Source organism: Pseudomonas sp. R3-41, assembly GCF_054161485.1.
Genome location: NZ_CP096421.1, coordinates 472,678 through 490,459, shown reverse-complemented (window position 1 = coordinate 490,459; position 17,782 = coordinate 472,678). Strand labels below are relative to the sequence as shown.

The following is a 17,782-nucleotide window of genomic DNA, read 5'->3' as shown; positions in this document are numbered from 1 at the left end:
ATCTGCTGAAGGAAACCCACATTGCGTTATCATGCCCGGCCTGAAAAAAACGCGATGTTGGTTTCCTTGTCATGACACTTCCGTCCGATCTGCCCCAAGAGCTCGCCCATCGTGGCGTGCGCCCGGCTGATCGCCTCGGTTTTACCCTGTTCCTGGCGGCGTTGATCCACCTGGCGCTGCTGCTGGGCGTCGGGTTTGCCACAGTCGAGCCCAAGCAGATCAGCCAGACCCTGGAAATTACCCTGGCCACTTTCAAGAGCGAGGCCAAGCCCGAGAAGGCCGATTTCCTTGCCCAGGAAAACCAGCAAGGCAGCGGCACCCTGGAAAAAAAGGCGACCCCCAAGACCACCGAAATCGCGCCGTTCCAGGACAGCACGGTGCAGAAAGTCACCCCGCCGCCGACGGCCAAGCCCGAAGTGCGGGAAACGGCGCCCAAGGCAGCCGTGACCACCGTGGCGCCGAAGCCGAAAAAAGCCCCGGTCAAGGAAGAGGTCAAGCCCGATCCCAAGCCCCAGGCCCCGGTGCCCACCTTCGACAGCTCCCAGCTGTCCAGCGATATCGCCAGCCTGGAAGCCGAACTGGCCCAGGAGCAACAGCTCTACGCCAAGCGCCCGCGCATCCACCGCCTGAGCGCCGCCTCGACCATGCGCGACAAGGGCGCCTGGTACAAGGACGAGTGGCGCAAGAAGGTCGAGCGCATCGGCAACCTCAACTACCCCGACGAAGCGCGGCGCAAACAGATCTACGGCAACCTGCGGCTCATGGTCTCAATCAACCGCGACGGCTCGTTGTATGAAGTGCTGGTGCTCGAATCCTCCGGCCAACCGCTGCTGGACCAGGCAGCCCAGCGCATCGTGCGCCTGGCCGCACCGTTCGCACCGTTTACCGGGGACCTGTCGGACATCGACCGGCTGGAAATCATCCGCACCTGGAAGTTCGCCCGGGGTGACCGGCTTTCCAGTAACTGAGCTGCATCAGTGGTGGACATGGCGCCTGAACCCGCGGCTGATCTACTGTGGGAGCGGGCTTGCTCGCGAAGACGGCGGCCCTGCCACAAGAGATCCGTCGGATGTACTGGCCCCTTCGCGAGCAAGCCCGCTCCCACATTTGACTGGTGTCTCCTTCCAGATCGAGGCATTTCCTGCACATCCCCAGCTTGTCAGTTCGGCCCTGCGCCGCCACACTAGCGCCTATGAAAAACGTCAGCCCCACCTACCTCAAGCATCACTTCCTGATTGCCATGCCGCACATGGCCGATCCGAACTTTGCCCACACCTTGACCTACATCGTCGAGCACACGGCCAATGGGGCCATGGGGCTGGTGGTCAATCGGCCGCAGGAGCTGAACCTGGCGGACATTCTCGAGCAGTTGCGGCCCGAGGTGGAACCGCCACTCTTGTGCCAGCACGTGCCGATTTTCATTGGTGGCCCGGTGCAAACCGATCGCGGTTTCGTGCTCCATCCGTCGGGCCCCAAATTCCAGGCGACGGTGGACCTGGACGGTTTATCGCTGTCCACCTCCCAGGACGTGCTGTTCGCCATCGCCGATGGCGTCGGCCCGGCGAAAAGCCTGATCGCCCTCGGCTATGCCGGCTGGGAGCCCGGGCAACTGGAAGCCGAACTGGCGGATAACGCCTGGCTGACCTGCCCGTTCGACGCCGACATCCTGTTCAATACCAGCAGCGAACTGCGCCTGGAAGCGGCGGCCAGCCGGTTGGGAGTCAACCTCAGCCTGCTCACCAGCCAGGCAGGACACGCCTGATGGCCCTGCGCTTGCTGCTGGGCTTCGATTACGGCACCAAACAGATCGGCGTAGCGGTCGGCCAGGTCATTACCGGCCAGGCCCGCGAGTTGTGCACCTTGAAGGCGCAGAATGGCGTGCCGGACTGGAACCAGGTCGAAGCGCTGATCAAGGAATGGAAACCCGATGCCGTGGTGGTCGGCCTGCCCCTGAACATGGACGGCACGCCCAGTGACATGTGCCTGCGCGCGGAAAAGTTCGCCCGCCGGCTCAATGGCCGCTACAACCTGCCCTTCTATACCCATGACGAGCGCCTGACCACTTTCGAGGCCAAGGGCGAGCGCCTGGTGCGCGGCGGACAGAAAGGCAGTTACCGCGACAACCCGGTGGACGCCATCGCCGCCGCCCTGCTGCTGCAAGGCTGGCTCGACGCCAACGCCGCCCTGTTCGAAACCTGATTTTTTGAAAGCGCCGCCAAGGCGCTTTCTCTTAGCGATAGACCGCGCCATTCACCACCGGCCCGGGAACCTGAAGGAGCCAGCATGAGCCTGCCCAATCCTGCCGAACTGATCAGCCAGATGGCGATTCGTCTCACGGCACACCTGGAACAACGCGGCATCAGCGAACCGCGCTACATCGGCATTCGCACCGGTGGCGTCTGGGTCGCCCAGGCCTTGCTCGAAGCACTGGGCAGCCAATCGCCGCTGGGCACCCTGGACGTGTCCTTCTACCGTGACGACTTCAGCCAGAACGGCCTGCACCCGCAGGTACGCCCCTCGGCGCTGCCGTTCGAGATCGAAGGCCAGCACCTGGTGCTGATCGACGACGTGCTGATGAGCGGCCGGACCATCCGCGCCGCCATGAACGAACTGTTCGACTACGGTCGCCCGGCCAGCGTGACGTTGGTGTGCCTGCTGGACCTGGACGCCGCCGAGCTGCCGATCCGACCGAACGTGGTCGGCGCGACGCTGACGCTGGCCGCCCACGAGCGGGTCAAGCTCTCCGGGCCGTCGCCGCTGCAACTCGAACTGCAAGACCTTGCCCTTTAACTGCCCTTGTAAGAGTCCATCGCGATGACGCCTCTCGAAACCAAGCGCCCGCTGCAGCTCAACGATCAGGGCCAGCTGCGGCACTTCCTGTCCCTCGACGGCCTGCGCCGCGAGCTGCTGACGGAAATCCTCGACACCGCCGACTCCTTCCTCGAAGTCGGCGCCCGGGCGGTTAAAAAAGTCCCGTTGCTGCGCGGCAAGACCGTGTGCAACGTGTTCTTCGAAAACTCCACCCGCACCCGCACCACCTTCGAACTGGCGGCCCAGCGGTTGTCGGCGGACGTGATCACCCTCAACGTGTCCACGTCCTCGGCGAGCAAGGGCGAAACCCTGCTCGACACCCTGCGCAACCTTGAAGCCATGGCCGCCGACATGTTTGTCGTGCGCCACGGTGATTCGGGCGCGGCGCACTTCATTGCCGAACATGTCTGCCCGCAAGTGGCGATCATCAACGGCGGCGACGGCCGTCACGCGCACCCGACCCAGGGCATGCTCGACATGCTGACCATCCGTCGGCACAAGGGCAGCTTCGAGAACCTGTCCGTAGCGATCGTCGGTGACATCCTGCACTCGCGGGTGGCCCGCTCGAACATGCTGGCCCTCAAGACCCTCGGTTGCCCGGACATCCGCGTGATCGCGCCGAAAACCCTGCTGCCCATCGGCGTCGAGCAATACGGCGTGAAGGTCTACACCGACATGACCGAAGGCCTCAAGGATGTGGACGTGGTGATCATGCTGCGCCTGCAACGCGAGCGCATGACCGGCGGCCTGCTGCCCAGCGAAGGCGAGTTCTACCGCCTGTTCGGCCTGACCACGGCGCGCCTGGCCGGGGCCAAGCCGGATGCCATCGTCATGCACCCAGGCCCGATCAACCGCGGCGTGGAGATCGAGTCGGCGGTGGCCGACGGGCCGCACTCGGTGATCCTCAACCAGGTGACCTACGGCATCGCCATCCGCATGGCCGTGCTGTCCATGGCCATGAGCGGACAAACGGCCCAGCGCCAATTCGACCAGGAGAACGCCCAGTGAAGCTCAGCATTCTCGGCGCACGCGTGATCGATCCAGCCAGCGGCCTGGATCAAGTGACTGATATTCATATCGATGCCTGCAAGATCGTCGCCCTTGGCGCGGCGCCGACAGGTTTCGTCGCCGCCGAAATCCTCGACGCCCAAGGTCTGGTGGCCGCGCCCGGCCTGGTGGATCTGAACGTTGCCCTGCGCGAACCGGGCTACAGCCGCAAAGGCAGCATCATCAGCGAGACCCGCGCCGCCGCTGCCGGTGGCGTGACCAGCCTGTGCTGCCCGCCGCAGACCAAACCGGTGCTGGACACCTCGGCCGTGGCCGAACTGATCCTCGACCGCGCCCGTGAAGCCGGCAACACCAAGGTCTTCCCGATCGGAGCCCTGAGCAAAGGCCTGGAAGGCGAACAACTGGCCGAGCTCATCGCCCTGCGTGACGCCGGGTGCGTGGCGTTCGGCAATGGCCTGAACAGTTTCCGCAACACCCGTACCCTGTGCCGTGCCCTGGAATACGCGGCGACTTTCGGCCTGACGGTCATCTTCAACTCCCAGGATCACGACCTGGCCGAAGGTGGCCTTGCCCATGAAGGCCCGACCGCCAGCTTCCTCGGCCTGCCGGGCATCCCGGAAACCGCCGAGACCGTGGCCCTGGCCCGGGACCTGCTGTTGGTGGAACAGAGCGGCGTGCGCGCCCACTTCAGCCAACTGACCAGTGCCCGCGGCGCCGCATTGATCGCCCAGGCCCAGGCCCGCGGCTTGCCGGTGACCGCCGACGTCGCGCTGTACCAGTTGATCCTCACCGACGAAGCGCTGATCGATTTCAACAGCGTCTACCACGTCCAGCCGCCGCTGCGCACTCGCGCCGACCGCGATGGCCTGCGCGAGGCCGTGAAATCTGGCGTGATCTCGGCCATCTCGAGCCATCACCAACCCCACGAGCGCGATGCCAAGCTGGCTCCGTTCGGCGCCACCGAACCGGGCATCAGCAGCGTCGAACTGCTGCTGCCGCTGGCCCTGACGCTGGTGGAAGACGGTTTGCTGGATTTGCCGACCTTGCTGGCGCGCCTGAGCGCCGGCCCGGCCCAGGCGCTGCAACTGCCGGCGGGGAAACTCGCGGTGGGCGCAGCAGCGGACCTGGTGCTGTTCGACCCAGCCGCGTCAACCGTGGCCGGTGAAGCCTGGCGCTCCAAGGGCGACAACTGCCCGTTCCTCGGCCACAGCCTGCCGGGCGTGGTGCGTTATACGCTGATGGATGGGCGCATCACTCACCAGGCCTGAAAAACCGCGTCGCCTGCTTCGCGAGCAAGCCCGCTCCCACACTTGGTCCGAGGTGCTCACAATAATGTGCTCACCGACGATCCCTGTGGGAGCGGGCTTGCTCGCGAATGCAGGCGACTCGATCTGACTGGCTTAGTGAAAAGCCCCACGCTTCTGCGCATTCCGAATCGACACCTGATCATTCAGCGTCCAGAAGTCATACAGCACCCCAAGGAAAAACACCCCACCGGTCAGCAGGTAGAGGATCCCGCTGAGCCACTTGCCCTGATACATCCGGTGTACGCCCAGCACCCCCAGGAACGTCAGCAGAATCCAAGCCACGCTGTACTCGATGGGCCCGGGGGTGAAACGCAGGTCCGCTTCGCGGTCCATGGCCGGGATCAGGAACAGGTCGATCAACCAACCGATGCCCAGCAGGCCGAAGGTGAAAAACCAGATCGTGCCCGTGACCGGCTTGCCATAATAGAAACGGTGAGCGCCGGTAAAACCGAAAATCCACAGCAGATACCCGATGACTTTGCTGTGGGTATCGCGGATTGCGTCCTGCTGATAGCTGTTCATGAATGCCTCTTTTGCCTCGATAGAAAAATTTGTTCTGACTTTTTGTGACTTTTTTGTGTCTCGCCGACAAGCGGTCCTGGACGACTCGGACCGAGGAAACGCCCGTGGTACCGGGCTTCTGTCGGACAATCAAGTCAAATTGCCGCAGTGGTGCAGGGTTTACGCTGGGTTTCGGATCGACAAACGGCCTCGGAATGGCAAAAAAAGCTGTTATAAAGTTGCGCGCTAACCTTTATGAGCCCTGCCTAATGCGTCCATTTTTCAAGACATGGCTAACCATTTGCCTATTATTGCCACTGGCCGCCCACGCCACCAATCGTGAGCAACGTCTTCCCAACGTCAACGGCTACACCCCGAAATCCCATGTTTCTGCTCCTTCGAGCAAGAACAAGCAGGGCGTCCAGCGCGTGAGCACCGCTCACAGTCGCCTGGTGCCACCCATGGCGACCAAGACGACCAGCAACGTGCTGAGCCGCGCCGTGAATGTGCTCGGCACACCTTATCGTTGGGGCGGCAGCAGCCCAAGTAAAGGTTTCGATTGCAGTGGCTTGGTGAAATACGCGTTCAACGACGCCACGTTCGACCTGCCGCGCACCTCCAACGCCATGGCTGCTGGTCATGGCGAGAAAGTCGAGCGCAAGGACCTCAAGCCCGGCGACCTGATTTTCTTCAAGCTCAAGAGCCGCCGGGTCAACCACGTGGCCATCTACCTGGGCAACGACCGCTTCATCCACGCCCCGCGCCGTGGCAAGTCGGTGACCATCGACACGCTGAACAAACCGTACTGGAATACCCATTACGTGGTCGCCAAACGGGTGCTGCCGAAAGAGCCTGGGGCGATGCGCGTGGTTCAGCGCTGATCCGAAAAGCTCGCATGGCCCTTGTGGCGAGGGAGCTTGCTCCCGCTGGGCTGCGAAGCAGCCCCAAACCAGACGCCACCGTCACCCAGACAGTCCCAGGCAGCCGCCTTCAGGGCCGCTCCGCGCCCCAGCGGGAGCAAGCTCCCTCGCCACAACGCGGTACTGCCTCCTACCCTAGAAATTATCCGGCGTACGCGCCCGCTCCCGGGCATGTTCGCGGCTGATCAAGCCCTTGTTCACCAAATCCTTCAAACACATGTCCAGCGTCTGCATCCCCAGCGAGCCGCCGGTCTGGATGGATGAGTACATCTGCGCCACCTTGTCTTCCCGGATCAGGTTCCGAATGGCCGAGGTCCCCAGCATGATTTCATGGGCCGCGACCCGGCCGCCGCCGATCTTCTTGATCAGCGTCTGGGATATCACCGCTTGCAACGACTCCGACAACATCGAGCGAACCATCGACTTCTCGTCGCCGGGGAACACGTCCACCACCCGATCGATGGTCTTTGCCGCCGACGTGGTGTGCAAGGTGCCGAACACCAGGTGCCCGGTTTCAGCGGCGGTCAGCGCCAGGCGGATGGTTTCCAGGTCGCGCATCTCGCCCACCAGGATCACGTCCGGGTCCTCCCGCAAGGCTGAACGCAAGGCCGTGGAGAAGCCTTGGGTGTCGCGGTGCACCTCGCGCTGGTTGATCAGGCATTTGCGCGGTTCGTGAACGAATTCGATAGGGTCTTCGATGGTGAGGATGTGATGGTGCTTGTGGCTGTTGAGGTGGTCGATCATGGCCGCCAGGGTGGTGGACTTGCCTGAGCCGGTCGGCCCGGTCACCAGCACCAGCCCGCGCGGCGCCTCGGTGATTTTGCGAAACACTTCGCCCATCCCCAGGTCTTCCATGGTCAGGACTTTCGATGGAATGGTCCGGAACACCGCCCCCGCGCCGCGATTCTGGTTGAAGGCGTTGACCCGAAACCGCGCGACGCCCGGCACGTCGAAGGAAAAGTCGGTTTCCAGAAACTTTTCGTAATCCACCCGTTGCCGGTCGTTCATGATGTCGTAGATCAATTCATGGACCTGCTTGTGGTCCAGCGCCGGCAGGTTGATCCGCCGTACGTCACCATCCACGCGGATCATCGGCGGCAGCCCGGCGGACAGGTGCAGGTCCGACGCCCCCTGTTTGGCGCTGAAGGCCAGCAGTTCAGTGATATCCATAGCGCTCCTCAATTCCAGTAGAATGCCGCGAACCTCACCGCTGGCGCTTCTTTATGTCCACGATAGCAGACAACATTGCTCAGGTTAGTTCGCGTATCCGCACGGCGGAGCAGACCGCCCAACGTGCCGAAGGCAGCGTCCAACTGCTGGCCGTGAGCAAGACCAAGCCCGCCCAGGCCCTGCGTGAAGCCTATGCCGCCGGCCTGCGGGACTTCGGCGAGAACTACCTGCAAGAGGCCTTGAGCAAACAGGCCGAATTGACCGACCTGCCCTTGATCTGGCACTTCATCGGCCCCATTCAATCGAACAAGACGCGTGCTATCGCCGAACACTTCGATTGGGTGCATTCCGTGGATCGCTTGAAAATTGCACAGCGCCTGTCCGAGCAGCGTCCGGCCGAATTGCCGCCGCTGAACATCTGCATCCAGGTCAATGTCAGCGGTGAAGCCAGCAAATCCGGCTGCACTCCGGCCGACCTGCCCGCCCTCGCCAATGCCATCAGTGCTTTGCCACGCTTGAAGCTTCGCGGGCTGATGGCAATTCCCGAACCCACCGATGACCGCACCGCCCAGGATGCGGCCTTCGCCGCCGTTCAACGCCTGCAAGCCAGCCTGGCACTGCCACTGGACACACTTTCCATGGGCATGAGCCACGACCTTGAGTCGGCCATTGCTCAAGGCGCCACCTGGGTGCGCATCGGCACTGCCCTGTTTGGCGCCCGCGACTACGGTCACTCCTGAACCATGGCCGACTCATCTCTTTATAAGGACCTGTCATGAGCAACACGCGTATTGCTTTCATCGGCGCCGGCAACATGGCCGCCAGCCTGATCGGCGGCCTGCGGGCCAAGGGTCTGGACGCTTCTCTGATCCGCGCCAGCGATCCAGGTGAAGAGACCCGCACCCGAGTCAGCGCCGAGCACGGCATCGAGACCTTTGCCGACAACGCCCAGGCCATCGACGGCGCGGACGTCATCGTGCTGGCGGTCAAGCCGCAAGCGATGAAAACCGTCTGCGAGGCCCTGCGCCCAAGCCTCAAGCCCCATCAACTGGTGGTGTCGATTGCAGCGGGTATCACCTGCGCCAGCATGAACAACTGGCTCGGCGAGCAGCCGATCGTACGCTGCATGCCCAACACCCCGGCGCTGCTGCGCCAGGGTGTCAGCGGCCTGTTCGCCACCGAACAGGTGAGCGCCGAACAACGCCAGCAGGCCGAAACGCTGCTGTCGGCCGTGGGCCTGGCCCTGTGGCTGGACACCGAACAGCAATTGGACGCCGTCACCGCCGTCTCCGGCTCGGGGCCGGCGTACTTCTTCCTGCTGATCGAAGCCATGACCGCCGCTGGCGAGAAGCTTGGCCTGAGCCGGGAAACCGCCGCCCAGTTGACCTTGCAGACCGCCCTCGGTGCCGCGCACATGGCGGTGTCCAGCGACGTCGATGCGGCCGAGCTGCGCCGCCGCGTGACTTCGCCGGCCGGCACCACAGAAGCGGCCATCAAATCGTTCCAGGCCGGGGGCTTCGAAGCCCTGGTGGAAAAAGCACTCGGCGCCGCCGCGCACCGCTCGGCCGAAATGGCCGAACAACTGGGCCAATAAGGAGCCATTCATGATTGGATTGAACACTGCAGCGGTCTACGTGCTGCAAACCCTCGGCAGCCTGTACCTGCTGATCGTGCTGCTGCGCTTCGTGCTGCAACTGGTGCGTGCCAACTTCTACAACCCGTTGTGCCAGTTCATCGTCAAGGCCACCCAGCCGCTGCTCAAGCCGCTGCGCCGGATCATCCCGAGCCTGTTCGGCCTGGACATGTCGTCGCTGGTCCTGGCGATCCTGGTGCAATTGGCATTGATGGCCCTGACCTTGCTGCTGACCTACGGCACCACCGGCAACCCGCTGCAACTGCTGATCTGGTCGATCATTGGCGTGACCGCGCTGTTCCTGAAGATTTTCTTCTTCGCCATGATCATCAGCGTGATCCTGTCGTGGGTCGCGCCGGGCAGCCATAACCCGGGTGCCGAACTGGTGAACCAGATCTGCGAGCCGGCCCTGGCACCGTTCCGCCGCATCGTGCCGAACCTGGGTGGCCTGGACATCTCGCCGATCCTGGCGTTCATGGTGCTCAAGCTGATCGACATGCTGGTGATCAATAACCTGGCGGCAATGACCATGATGCCGGAGATCCTGCGGTTGCTGATCTAAAGCACGCTGCAACTTTTCCTGTGGCGAGGGAGCTTGCTCCCGCTGGGCTGCGAAGCAGCCCCAAACCGGGCGCCACCGTCGTCCAGACAGCCCCGGGCGGCAGCTTTCAGGGCCGCTTCGCGCCCCAGCGGGAGCAAGCTCCCTCGCCACAGATTGATCCAGTCACCACAGGGTTTGCATCAGCGGACAATCAGCGCCGCCGTTTGCTTGCCGCTAACCCCAGCGGTCTTTAGACTTACGCCTCATTTCAACGCGAGCAGGGTCGATGCCAGCAGCCTTTCCCCCCGATTCCGTTGGTCTGGTGACGCCGCAAACGGCGCATTTCAGCGAGCCCCTGGCCCTGGCCTGCGGCCGTTCGTTGCCAGCCTATGACCTGATCTACGAAACCTACGGCACCCTCAACGCCACGGCGAGCAATGCCGTGTTGATTTGCCACGCCTTGTCGGGGCATCACCATGCCGCCGGCTACCACAGCATCGACGACCGCAAGCCCGGCTGGTGGGATAGCTGCATTGGCCCGGGCAAGCCCATCGACACCAGCAAGTTTTTCGTGGTCAGCCTGAACAACCTCGGCGGTTGCAACGGCTCCACCGGCCCCAGCAGCCTCAACCCGGACACCGGCAAGCCCTTCGGCGCCGATTTCCCGGTACTGACCGTGGAAGATTGGGTCCATAGCCAGGCGCGCCTGGCCGACCGCCTCGGCATCGGCCAGTGGGCGGCGGTGATCGGTGGCAGCCTGGGCGGCATGCAGGCCCTGCAATGGACCATCACCTACCCGGACCGCGTGCGCCACTGCCTGGCAATCGCCTCGGCGCCCAAGCTGTCGGCGCAGAACATCGCCTTCAACGAAGTGGCGCGCCAGGCGATCCTCACCGACCCGGAATTCCACGGCGGTTCGTTCCAGGAACACGGCGTGATCCCCAAGCGTGGGCTGATGCTGGCGCGCATGGTCGGGCACATCACCTACCTGTCCGACGACTCCATGGGCGAGAAATTCGGCCGAGGACTCAAGAGCGAGAAGCTCAACTACGACTTCCACAGCGTCGAGTTCCAGGTCGAGAGTTACCTGCGTTATCAAGGTGAAGAGTTCTCCGGGCGTTTCGACGCCAACACCTACCTGTTGATGACCAAGGCGCTGGACTACTTCGATCCGGCGGCGAACTTCGACGATAACCTGGCGAAAACCTTCGCCAACGCCACCGCCAAGTTCTGTGTGATGTCGTTCACCACCGACTGGCGCTTCTCCCCGGCGCGCTCGCGGGAGCTGGTGGATGCGCTGATGGCCGCGCGCAAGGACGTCTGCTACTTGGAAATCGACGCGCCCCAGGGCCACGACGCCTTTTTGATCCCGATCCCGCGCTACCTGCAGGCGTTCGGCAACTACATGAACCGTATAACGCTGTGAGGACGCCATGAGAGCCGATCTGGACATCATCCAGGAATGGATCCCCGCCGGCAGCCGCGTGCTCGACCTGGGCTGCGGCAACGGCGAACTGCTGACCTGGCTGCGGGACAACAAGCAAGTCACCGGCTACGGCCTGGAAAACGACCCGGACAACATTGCCGAGTGCGTCGCCAAGGGCATCAACGTCATCGAGCAGGACCTGGACAAGGGCCTGGGCAACTTCGCCAGCAACAGCTTCGACATCGTGGTCATGACCCAGGCCCTGCAAGCGGTGCACTACCCGGACAAGATCCTCGACGAAATGCTGCGGGTCGGACGCCAGTGCATCATCACCTTCCCCAACTTCGGCCACTGGCGCTGCCGCTGGTACCTGGCGAGCAAGGGCCGCATGCCGGTCTCGGATTTCCTGCCCTACACCTGGTACAACACGCCGAACATCCACTTCTGCACCTTCAAGGATTTCGAAGCGCTGTGCCACGAACGTGAGGCCAAGGTCATCGATCGCCTGGCCGTGGACCAACAGCACCGCCACGGGTGGGCCAGCAAGCTATGGCCTAATCTGTTAGGGGAAATAGGCATCTATCGGGTCAGCAGCCCAGGCCTGGCCGATCATCAGGTCGCGGTGTGAGCCCCGGCCTCACCAGGAGCACGACATGAAACGTCTAGCGTTGTTTTTGATCACCGCTTGCCTGAGCGTTGGCGCCATGGCCGCCGACGCCATCAAGGCCGAGCGCATGGAAAAATTCGGTGATATCACCGTGCACTACAACACCTTCAACTCCACGTTCCTGACGCCCGACATCGCCAAGGCAGCCGAGCTGATTCGCAGCAAGAACCAGGGCGTGATCAATATTTCGGTGATCAAGGGCGGCAAGCCCTTGATGGCCCAGGTCAGCGGCACGGTGAAAGACCTCACCAGCCAGAGCATCCCGCTGCAATTCAAGCAGGTGATCGAGCAAGGCGCGATCTACTACATCGCCCAGTATCCGGTGCCCCAGCAGGAAAACCGCACCTTCGAGATCCAGGTGCGGATCGGCGACAAGATCAACACCCTCAACTTCAACCAGGAACTGTTCCCGGGCCAATGATCAACCTTACCCAACTCGTGCTGGCCAGCCACAACGCCGGCAAACTCAAGGAACTGCAGGCCATGCTCGGCGGGTCGGTGCAGTTGCGCTCCATCGGCGAATTCAGCCAGGTGGAACCGGAGGAGACTGGCCTGTCGTTCGTCGAGAACGCCATTCTCAAGGCCCGCAATGCCGCGCGTATCTCCGGTCTGCCAGCGCTGGCCGACGATTCCGGACTGGCCGTGGATTTCCTCGGCGGTGCGCCGGGCATTTACTCGGCCCGTTACGCTGACGGCAAAGGTGACGCGGCGAACAACGCCAAGCTGCTCGACGCCCTCAAGGACGTGCCCGAAGCCGAGCGCGGCGCGCAGTTCGTCTGTGTGCTGGCCTTGGTCCGCCACGCCGACGATCCGTTGCCGATCCTCTGCGAGGGCCTGTGGCACGGGCGCATTCTCACCGAGGCCAGCGGCGAGCACGGTTTTGGCTACGACCCGTTGTTCTGGGTGCCGGAGCGCAATTGCTCCAGCGCCGAGCTGGGGCCGGTGGAAAAAAACCAACTGAGCCACCGCGCCCGCGCCATGGCCCTGCTGCGTCAACGCCTGGGCCTGCAATGATCGATGACGCTCCCGCACCGCTGATTCATGGCGGTGTCCAAACGCCTCGGGCGCCGCTGCCGGTGCTGCCGCCCCTGGCGTTGTACGTCCACATCCCGTGGTGCGTGCGCAAATGCCCGTATTGCGACTTCAACTCCCACACCGCCAGTCCGCAGTTGCCGGAAGAAGAGTATGTCGACGCCCTGCTGGCCGACCTCGACCAGGACCTGCACGCGGTTTACGGTCGCCCGCTGAGCTCGATCTTCTTCGGTGGCGGCACCCCGAGCCTGTTCAGCGCCCAGGCCTTGGGCCGCTTGCTCAAGGGTGTCGAAGCGCGGATACCGTTCGCCCAGGACATTGAAATCACCTTGGAAGCCAACCCCGGCACGTTCGAGCAGGAAAAGTTCGTCGCCTACCGGGCCCTGGGCATCAATCGCTTGTCCATCGGCATCCAGAGCTTCCAGCAGGCCAAGCTCGAAGCCTTGGGCCGGATCCATAACGGTGACGAGGCGGTGCGCGCCGCCGGCATGGCCCGCCAGGCCGGGTTCGACAATTTCAACCTGGACCTGATGCATGGGCTGCCCGACCAGTCCCTCGACGACGCCTTGAGCGACCTGCGCCAGGCCATCGCCTTGAAGCCGACCCACCTGTCCTGGTACCAATTGACGCTGGAGCCGAACACGGTGTTCTGGAACCAGCCGCCGACCTTGCCCGAAGACGACACGCTGTGGGACATCCAGGAAGCCGGGCAGGCCTTGCTGGCCGAACACGGCTACGGCCAATACGAAGTCTCGGCCTACGCCCAGCCCGGTCGGGCGGCGCGGCATAACCTCAATTACTGGAGTTTCGGCGACTTCATCGGCATCGGTGCCGGCGCCCACGGCAAGCTCAGCCATCCGGACGGGCGCATCGTGCGCACCTGGAAGACCCGCCTGCCCAAGGACTACCTCAACCCAGCCAAAAGCTTCCAGGCCGGCGAGAAAATCCTGGCCAACGAAGAACTGCCATTCGAGTTCCTGATGAACGCCCTGCGCCTGACCGCAGGCGTGGAAGCGCGGCTGTACCCGGAGCGCACCGGGCTGCCACTTGAAAGCCTGGCCGAAGGCCGGCGCGAGGCCGAACAAAGCGGGTTGTTGCAGGTCGAACCGACACGTCTGGCGGCCACCGAGCGCGGACAGCTGTTTCTCAATGACTTGCTGCAGACATTTCTGAGCTGATCAACACAAGGAAATCGAATGGATCTGGTACTCGACCTGCTGGCCACCGTGTCCCGCTGGAGCCGCAGCAACCTGTCGGAAATCTCCCTGGCATTGGTAGGCTGTTTGCTGGTGCTGTTTGGTGCCGACATCAAGGGCTGGGTCGAACAGCGCCTGGGCAGCATCGCCGGCGCCTTGCGCGTCCCCTTGATCGCCCTGCTATGCATGATCGGCAGCGGCGCGGCGCTGATCTATGCCACGCCGTGGATCGTCAGGGGCTTGAGCCAGTTCAACAACTACAGCCTGGCGCCGGTGTTGTTGGTGGTGCTGGTGTTGATTGGCGTAGTGGCGGATCGGCGCTGAACCAACAGACACCACGAAACACATGTGGGAGCGGGCTTGCTCGCGAATGCGGCAGAACATTCAACATCCATGTCGACTGCTACACCGCTTTCGCGAGCAAGCCCGCTCCCACAGGGAATCCCATTTCAGCAGGGATTTCTGGTGTTTACGCCAATTTCTCGAACTTCAAATCCCAAACCCCATGCCCAAGCCGTTCGCCACGGCGCTCGAACTTGGTGATCGGCCGTTCAGCCGGGCGCGGCACGCACTTGCCATCTTCGGCCAGGTTGCGATAACCCGGGGCGACGTTCATCACTTCCAGCATGTACTCGGCGTAGGGTTCCCAGTCGGTGGCCATGTGCAGCACACCGCCGACCTTCAACTTGCTACGCACCAGCTCAGCGAACGACGCCTGGACGATCCGGCGCTTATGGTGACGGCTTTTGTGCCAGGGATCCGGGAAGAACAGCATCAGCCGATCGAGACTGTTATCGGCCACGCAGCGGTTGAGCACTTCGATGGCGTCACAATCGTAGACCCGCAGGTTGGTCAGCCCTTGGGTCAGTACGCCATTGAGCAGCGCACCGACGCCTGGACGGTGGACTTCCACACCAATGAAATCCTGCTCAGGTGAAGCGGCGGCCATCTCCAACAACGAGTGGCCCATGCCAAAGCCGATTTCCAGCGAGCGCGGGGCCGAGCGGCCAAATACCTGGTCGAAGTCGACCGGTGCGTCAGCCAACGGCAGGACATAAAGCGGCGCGCCCTGCTCCAGGCCACGCTGCTGGCCTTCAGTCATGCGCCCGGCGCGCATTACGAAACTCTTGATGCGGCGGTGCTGGCGCTCTTCGCCTTCTTCCGGCAGGACCGGCGTGTCGTTCGATTCAGTCATCAATGGCTCTTACTTGATCAGACCATCCAGCGGCGAGGAGGCGCTGGCGTAAAGTTTTTTCGGCATGCGCCCGGCCAGGTACGCCAGGCGACCGGCGACGATGGCGTGTTTCATGGCTTCGGCCATCAGGATCGGCTGCTGGGCGTGGGCGATGGCCGAGTTCATCAGCACCGCTTCGCAACCCAATTCCATGGCAATGGTGGCGTCAGAGGCGGTACCGACACCGGCATCCACCAACACCGGGATCTTGGCTTCTTCCAGGATGATCTGCAGGTTGTATGGGTTGCAGATCCCCAGGCCCGTGCCGATCAGGCCGGCCAGCGGCATGACCGCGATGCAGCCGATCTCCGCCAGTTGACGGGCAATGATCGGGTCGTCGCTGGTGTAGACCATCACGTCGAAACCTTCCTTGACCAGGGTCTCGGCGGCCTTGAGGGTTTCGATCACGTTGGGGAACAGGGTCTTCTGGTCCGCCAGCACTTCCAGCTTCACCAGGTTGTGGCCGTCGAGCAGTTCACGGGCCAGGCGGCAGGTGCGCACAGCCTCGATGGCGTCGAAGCAACCGGCGGTGTTCGGCAGGATGGTGTAGCGATCCGGCGGCAGGATATCCAGCAGGTTCGGTTCGCCCGGGTTCTGGCCGATGTTGGTCCGGCGCACGGCGACGGTCACGATCTCGGCGCCCGAGGCCTCGATGGCCAGGCGGGTTTCTTCCATGTCGCGGTACTTACCGGTGCCTACCAGCAAGCGCGACTGGTAGGTACGACCGGCCAGGACGAAGGGCTTGTCGCTACGAACGATGCTCATGGGAAATCCTCTGTTGGGGTGAGGTTCTTGCGAAATGCTGCGAAACCGAGGCGACTAGCCGCCGCCGATGGCATGGACCACTTCGACCGAATCACCGTCGTTCAACGTGGTTTCGGCGTGCTGGCTGCGCGGGACGATATCCAGATTGAGTTCCACCGCGACGCGGCGTCCGGTGAGTTCCAGACGGGTCAGCAGGGCCGCAACGGTTTCACCGTCGGGCAGTTCAAGGGGTTCGCCGTTCAACTGAATGCGCATGCCGGATGCCGCCATCATTTTTAGGGGCTGGCATTCTAGCCCGATCAGTCTGGGTGACCCAAGCCCCTTGGTCAGCTACGAGCTACAAGCTTCAAGCTTCAAGCTTCAAGCGGCAAGTTGCAGGCGCCAGGCCGCGATGCCCAGGCACAACCAGCCGATCAGGAAGGCCACGCCGCCCAAGGGCGTGATGATGCCCAGCTTGGTAACGCCTGTAAGGGTCAACAAATACAGGCTGCCGGAGAACAACAGGATACCGATCACAAAGGAAACCCCAGCCCAGGTGACGATGCGTCCGGGAATGTGCGTGGCCAGCAGCGCGACGCCCAGCAACGCCAGGGTGTGGACCAGTTGGTAGGTGACGCCGGTGTGGAAAATCGCCAGGTAATCGGCGCTCAGGCGGCTTTTCAGGCCATGGGCGGCGAATGCCCCCAACGCCACGCCTGTGAAACCGAAAAAAGCCGCCAGCATCAGAAAGCTACGCAACATGGGAACTCCAATCAGACTCGGTGGGCAGGGTCTGTATAATGGCCCGCTCGACGGGTTCGGCCAAGCCATCTCTATGCTGCGTACATTGTTTCGACGATTCCTTAAAGCCCTGCTCTGGTTCGCCGTCGGCAGCGTTGTGCTGGTGCTGCTGTTTCGCGTGGTGCCGCCACCGTTCACCGCGCTGATGATCGAGCGCAAGGTTGAATCCTGGTTCAACGGCGAGCCGATCGACCTGCAGCGCGACTGGCAACCTTGGGAGCAGATATCCGACAGCCTCAAGGTTGCGGTAATTGCTGGCGAAGACCAGAAATTCCCCGAACACTGGGGCTTCGACATCGGTGCGATCCAGGCCGCCTTCGCCCACAATGGCCGTGGCGGCTCGATCCGCGGCGCCAGCACCCTCAGCCAGCAAGTCTCGAAAAACCTGTTCCTGTGGTCGGGCCGCAGCTGGCTGCGCAAAGGCCTGGAGGCCTGGTTCACCGCGCTGATCGAAGTGTTCTGGCCCAAGCAGCGGATCCTCGAGGTGTACCTCAATAGCGTGGAGTGGGATGACGGCGTGTTTGGAGCGGAAGCGGCGGCGCGGCATCACTTTCGCGTGGGCGCGGGTGCATTGCCCCGGCAACAGGCCAGCCTGTTGGCGGCGGTGTTGCCCAACCCGCGAAAATGGAGCGCAAGCCGGCCGAGCCCCTACGTGCTACGGCGGGCGGGTTGGATTCGCCAGCAGATGAGCCAGTTGGGGGGCGCCGGTTATTTGCTGGAGCTCAATAATTCGCGGCGAGCGCCTTGGGCCCAATAACCAAGACACTGGAGACCCCTTGTGGGAGCGGGCT

23 protein-coding genes are annotated in these 17,782 nt (G+C 63.0%); 17 read left to right on the top strand and 6 right to left on the bottom strand.

Features of this window, described 5'->3' with window-relative positions; all coding sequences use genetic code 11:
- Positions 1-71: 71 nt before the first annotated feature.
- The 6 genes from M1D99_RS02220 to M1D99_RS02195 all read left to right on the top strand — a co-directional run bounded on the left by M1D99_RS02220 (position 72) and on the right by M1D99_RS02195 (position 5,087).
- Entirely contained in the window at positions 72-968 is an 897-nt protein-coding gene (locus M1D99_RS02220; RefSeq protein ID WP_434573766.1) for an energy transducer TonB, read from the top strand.
- 224 nt (positions 969-1,192) lie between these two features.
- Complete coding sequence (locus tag M1D99_RS02215; RefSeq protein ID WP_186710357.1) at positions 1,193-1,762, top strand: YqgE/AlgH family protein; 570 nt, start codon at positions 1,193-1,195, stop codon at positions 1,760-1,762.
- Positions 1,762-2,199, top strand: a complete 438-nt coding sequence (gene ruvX, locus M1D99_RS02210) for a Holliday junction resolvase RuvX (protein ID WP_003177497.1) — start codon at positions 1,762-1,764, stop codon at positions 2,197-2,199. The genes M1D99_RS02215 and ruvX overlap by 1 nt, the downstream gene beginning before the upstream one ends.
- Positions 2,200-2,283: 84 nt before the next feature.
- Complete coding sequence (gene pyrR, locus M1D99_RS02205; RefSeq protein ID WP_053126217.1) at positions 2,284-2,790, top strand: bifunctional pyr operon transcriptional regulator/uracil phosphoribosyltransferase PyrR; 507 nt, start codon at positions 2,284-2,286, stop codon at positions 2,788-2,790.
- 24 nt (positions 2,791-2,814) lie between these two features.
- Positions 2,815-3,819, top strand: coding sequence for an aspartate carbamoyltransferase catalytic subunit (locus tag M1D99_RS02200; RefSeq protein WP_003177495.1), 1,005 nt, complete (start codon positions 2,815-2,817; stop codon positions 3,817-3,819).
- A complete protein-coding gene (locus M1D99_RS02195; protein WP_427002102.1) occupies positions 3,816-5,087 on the top strand; it encodes a dihydroorotase in 1,272 nt (423 codons plus the stop codon). Before M1D99_RS02200 ends, M1D99_RS02195 begins: the two co-directional genes overlap by 4 nt.
- Positions 5,088-5,219: 132 nt before the next feature.
- Here M1D99_RS02195 and M1D99_RS02190 read toward each other — a convergent pair whose 3' ends face one another.
- The gene (locus M1D99_RS02190; RefSeq protein WP_057449544.1) at positions 5,220-5,648 is read right to left on the bottom strand and encodes an NINE protein; all 429 of its coding nucleotides are present in this window, start codon (positions 5,646-5,648) and stop codon (positions 5,220-5,222) included.
- Positions 5,649-5,896: 248 nt separating this feature from the next.
- Between M1D99_RS02190 and M1D99_RS02185 the strand changes: the two genes are divergently transcribed.
- A complete protein-coding gene (locus tag M1D99_RS02185; RefSeq protein WP_186729237.1) occupies positions 5,897-6,508 on the top strand; it encodes a C40 family peptidase in 612 nt (203 codons plus the stop codon).
- A gap of 174 nt (positions 6,509-6,682) precedes the next feature.
- Here M1D99_RS02185 and M1D99_RS02180 read toward each other — a convergent pair whose 3' ends face one another.
- Positions 6,683-7,717: a type IV pilus twitching motility protein PilT gene (locus M1D99_RS02180; RefSeq protein WP_053126225.1), complete on the bottom strand. Its 1,035-nt coding sequence runs from the start codon at positions 7,715-7,717 to the stop codon at positions 6,683-6,685.
- Between the two features lie 53 nt (positions 7,718-7,770).
- On the opposite strand from M1D99_RS02180, the gene M1D99_RS02175 reads away from it, so the two are divergent.
- The 9 genes from M1D99_RS02175 to M1D99_RS02135 all read left to right on the top strand — a co-directional run bounded on the left by M1D99_RS02175 (position 7,771) and on the right by M1D99_RS02135 (position 14,536).
- Positions 7,771-8,457 (top strand): YggS family pyridoxal phosphate-dependent enzyme, encoded by a 687-nt coding sequence (locus M1D99_RS02175; protein WP_434573759.1) that lies wholly within the window; start codon positions 7,771-7,773, stop codon positions 8,455-8,457.
- Between the two features lie 35 nt (positions 8,458-8,492).
- Positions 8,493-9,311, top strand: a complete 819-nt coding sequence (proC, locus tag M1D99_RS02170) for a pyrroline-5-carboxylate reductase (RefSeq protein ID WP_434573757.1) — start codon at positions 8,493-8,495, stop codon at positions 9,309-9,311.
- Between the two features lie 10 nt (positions 9,312-9,321).
- A complete protein-coding gene (locus M1D99_RS02165; RefSeq protein WP_072405911.1) occupies positions 9,322-9,912 on the top strand; it encodes a YggT family protein in 591 nt (196 codons plus the stop codon).
- Positions 9,913-10,177: 265 nt separating this feature from the next.
- Complete coding sequence (gene metX / locus M1D99_RS02160; protein WP_046063237.1) at positions 10,178-11,317, top strand: homoserine O-succinyltransferase MetX; 1,140 nt, start codon at positions 10,178-10,180, stop codon at positions 11,315-11,317.
- A gap of 7 nt (positions 11,318-11,324) precedes the next feature.
- Complete coding sequence (metW, locus tag M1D99_RS02155; protein WP_053126236.1) at positions 11,325-11,945, top strand: methionine biosynthesis protein MetW; 621 nt, start codon at positions 11,325-11,327, stop codon at positions 11,943-11,945.
- Positions 11,946-11,970: 25 nt separating this feature from the next.
- Complete coding sequence (locus M1D99_RS02150) at positions 11,971-12,405, top strand: DUF4426 domain-containing protein (protein ID WP_186707531.1); 435 nt, start codon at positions 11,971-11,973, stop codon at positions 12,403-12,405.
- Complete coding sequence (rdgB, locus tag M1D99_RS02145; protein WP_250963760.1) at positions 12,402-12,998, top strand: RdgB/HAM1 family non-canonical purine NTP pyrophosphatase; 597 nt, start codon at positions 12,402-12,404, stop codon at positions 12,996-12,998. Before M1D99_RS02150 ends, rdgB begins: the two co-directional genes overlap by 4 nt.
- On the top strand, positions 12,995-14,194 hold the full coding sequence (gene hemW / locus M1D99_RS02140; RefSeq protein ID WP_434573753.1) for a radical SAM family heme chaperone HemW: 1,200 nt from the start codon (positions 12,995-12,997) through the stop codon (positions 14,192-14,194). Before rdgB ends, hemW begins: the two co-directional genes overlap by 4 nt.
- 18 nt (positions 14,195-14,212) lie before the next feature.
- A complete protein-coding gene (locus M1D99_RS02135; RefSeq protein WP_014340681.1) occupies positions 14,213-14,536 on the top strand; it encodes a DUF3392 domain-containing protein in 324 nt (107 codons plus the stop codon).
- Between the two features lie 145 nt (positions 14,537-14,681).
- Here the strand turns inward: M1D99_RS02135 and trmB are convergent, their stop codons facing one another.
- The 4 genes from trmB to M1D99_RS02115 form a co-directional block, all read right to left on the bottom strand.
- Complete coding sequence (trmB, locus tag M1D99_RS02130) at positions 14,682-15,407, bottom strand: tRNA (guanosine(46)-N7)-methyltransferase TrmB (RefSeq protein ID WP_181288180.1); 726 nt, start codon at positions 15,405-15,407, stop codon at positions 14,682-14,684.
- A gap of 9 nt (positions 15,408-15,416) precedes the next feature.
- Positions 15,417-16,211 carry a thiazole synthase gene (locus M1D99_RS02125; RefSeq protein ID WP_003177480.1) on the bottom strand — a complete coding sequence of 265 codons (795 nt, stop codon included), beginning with the start codon at positions 16,209-16,211 and terminating at the stop codon, positions 15,417-15,419.
- A 54-nt stretch (positions 16,212-16,265) separates the two neighbouring features.
- A complete protein-coding gene (thiS, locus tag M1D99_RS02120) occupies positions 16,266-16,466 on the bottom strand; it encodes a sulfur carrier protein ThiS (protein ID WP_163006804.1) in 201 nt (66 codons plus the stop codon).
- Between the two features lie 105 nt (positions 16,467-16,571).
- Complete coding sequence (locus M1D99_RS02115; protein ID WP_186707533.1) at positions 16,572-16,952, bottom strand: DUF423 domain-containing protein; 381 nt, start codon at positions 16,950-16,952, stop codon at positions 16,572-16,574.
- A gap of 73 nt (positions 16,953-17,025) precedes the next feature.
- Between M1D99_RS02115 and mtgA the strand changes: the two genes are divergently transcribed.
- On the top strand, positions 17,026-17,748 hold the full coding sequence (gene mtgA, locus M1D99_RS02110; protein ID WP_434573750.1) for a monofunctional biosynthetic peptidoglycan transglycosylase: 723 nt from the start codon (positions 17,026-17,028) through the stop codon (positions 17,746-17,748).
- Positions 17,749-17,782 lie beyond the last annotated feature (34 nt).

Bases quoted from the DNA above. Each gene is read 5' to 3' on its own strand.
- M1D99_RS02220 (WP_434573766.1), top strand. From the start codon at position 72: ATGACACTTCCGTCCGATCTGCCCCAAGAGCTCGCCCATCGTGGCGTG.
- M1D99_RS02215 (WP_186710357.1), top strand. From the start codon at position 1,193: ATGAAAAACGTCAGCCCCACCTACCTCAAGCATCACTTCCTGATTGCC.
- ruvX (WP_003177497.1), top strand. From the start codon at position 1,762: ATGGCCCTGCGCTTGCTGCTGGGCTTCGATTACGGCACCAAACAGATC.
- pyrR (WP_053126217.1), top strand. From the start codon at position 2,284: ATGAGCCTGCCCAATCCTGCCGAACTGATCAGCCAGATGGCGATTCGT.
- M1D99_RS02200 (WP_003177495.1), top strand. From the start codon at position 2,815: ATGACGCCTCTCGAAACCAAGCGCCCGCTGCAGCTCAACGATCAGGGC.
- M1D99_RS02190 (WP_057449544.1), bottom strand. From the start codon at position 5,648: ATGAACAGCTATCAGCAGGACGCAATCCGCGATACCCACAGCAAAGTC.
- M1D99_RS02185 (WP_186729237.1), top strand. From the start codon at position 5,897: ATGCGTCCATTTTTCAAGACATGGCTAACCATTTGCCTATTATTGCCA.
- M1D99_RS02180 (WP_053126225.1), bottom strand. From the start codon at position 7,717: ATGGATATCACTGAACTGCTGGCCTTCAGCGCCAAACAGGGGGCGTCG.
- M1D99_RS02175 (WP_434573759.1), top strand. From the start codon at position 7,771: ATGTCCACGATAGCAGACAACATTGCTCAGGTTAGTTCGCGTATCCGC.
- proC (WP_434573757.1), top strand. From the start codon at position 8,493: ATGAGCAACACGCGTATTGCTTTCATCGGCGCCGGCAACATGGCCGCC.
- M1D99_RS02165 (WP_072405911.1), top strand. From the start codon at position 9,322: ATGATTGGATTGAACACTGCAGCGGTCTACGTGCTGCAAACCCTCGGC.
- metX (WP_046063237.1), top strand. From the start codon at position 10,178: ATGCCAGCAGCCTTTCCCCCCGATTCCGTTGGTCTGGTGACGCCGCAA.
- metW (WP_053126236.1), top strand. From the start codon at position 11,325: ATGAGAGCCGATCTGGACATCATCCAGGAATGGATCCCCGCCGGCAGC.
- M1D99_RS02150 (WP_186707531.1), top strand. From the start codon at position 11,971: ATGAAACGTCTAGCGTTGTTTTTGATCACCGCTTGCCTGAGCGTTGGC.
- rdgB (WP_250963760.1), top strand. From the start codon at position 12,402: ATGATCAACCTTACCCAACTCGTGCTGGCCAGCCACAACGCCGGCAAA.
- hemW (WP_434573753.1), top strand. From the start codon at position 12,995: ATGATCGATGACGCTCCCGCACCGCTGATTCATGGCGGTGTCCAAACG.
- M1D99_RS02135 (WP_014340681.1), top strand. From the start codon at position 14,213: ATGGATCTGGTACTCGACCTGCTGGCCACCGTGTCCCGCTGGAGCCGC.
- trmB (WP_181288180.1), bottom strand. From the start codon at position 15,407: ATGACTGAATCGAACGACACGCCGGTCCTGCCGGAAGAAGGCGAAGAG.
- M1D99_RS02125 (WP_003177480.1), bottom strand. From the start codon at position 16,211: ATGAGCATCGTTCGTAGCGACAAGCCCTTCGTCCTGGCCGGTCGTACC.
- thiS (WP_163006804.1), bottom strand. From the start codon at position 16,466: ATGCGCATTCAGTTGAACGGCGAACCCCTTGAACTGCCCGACGGTGAA.
- M1D99_RS02115 (WP_186707533.1), bottom strand. From the start codon at position 16,952: ATGTTGCGTAGCTTTCTGATGCTGGCGGCTTTTTTCGGTTTCACAGGC.
- mtgA (WP_434573750.1), top strand. From the start codon at position 17,026: ATGCTGCGTACATTGTTTCGACGATTCCTTAAAGCCCTGCTCTGGTTC.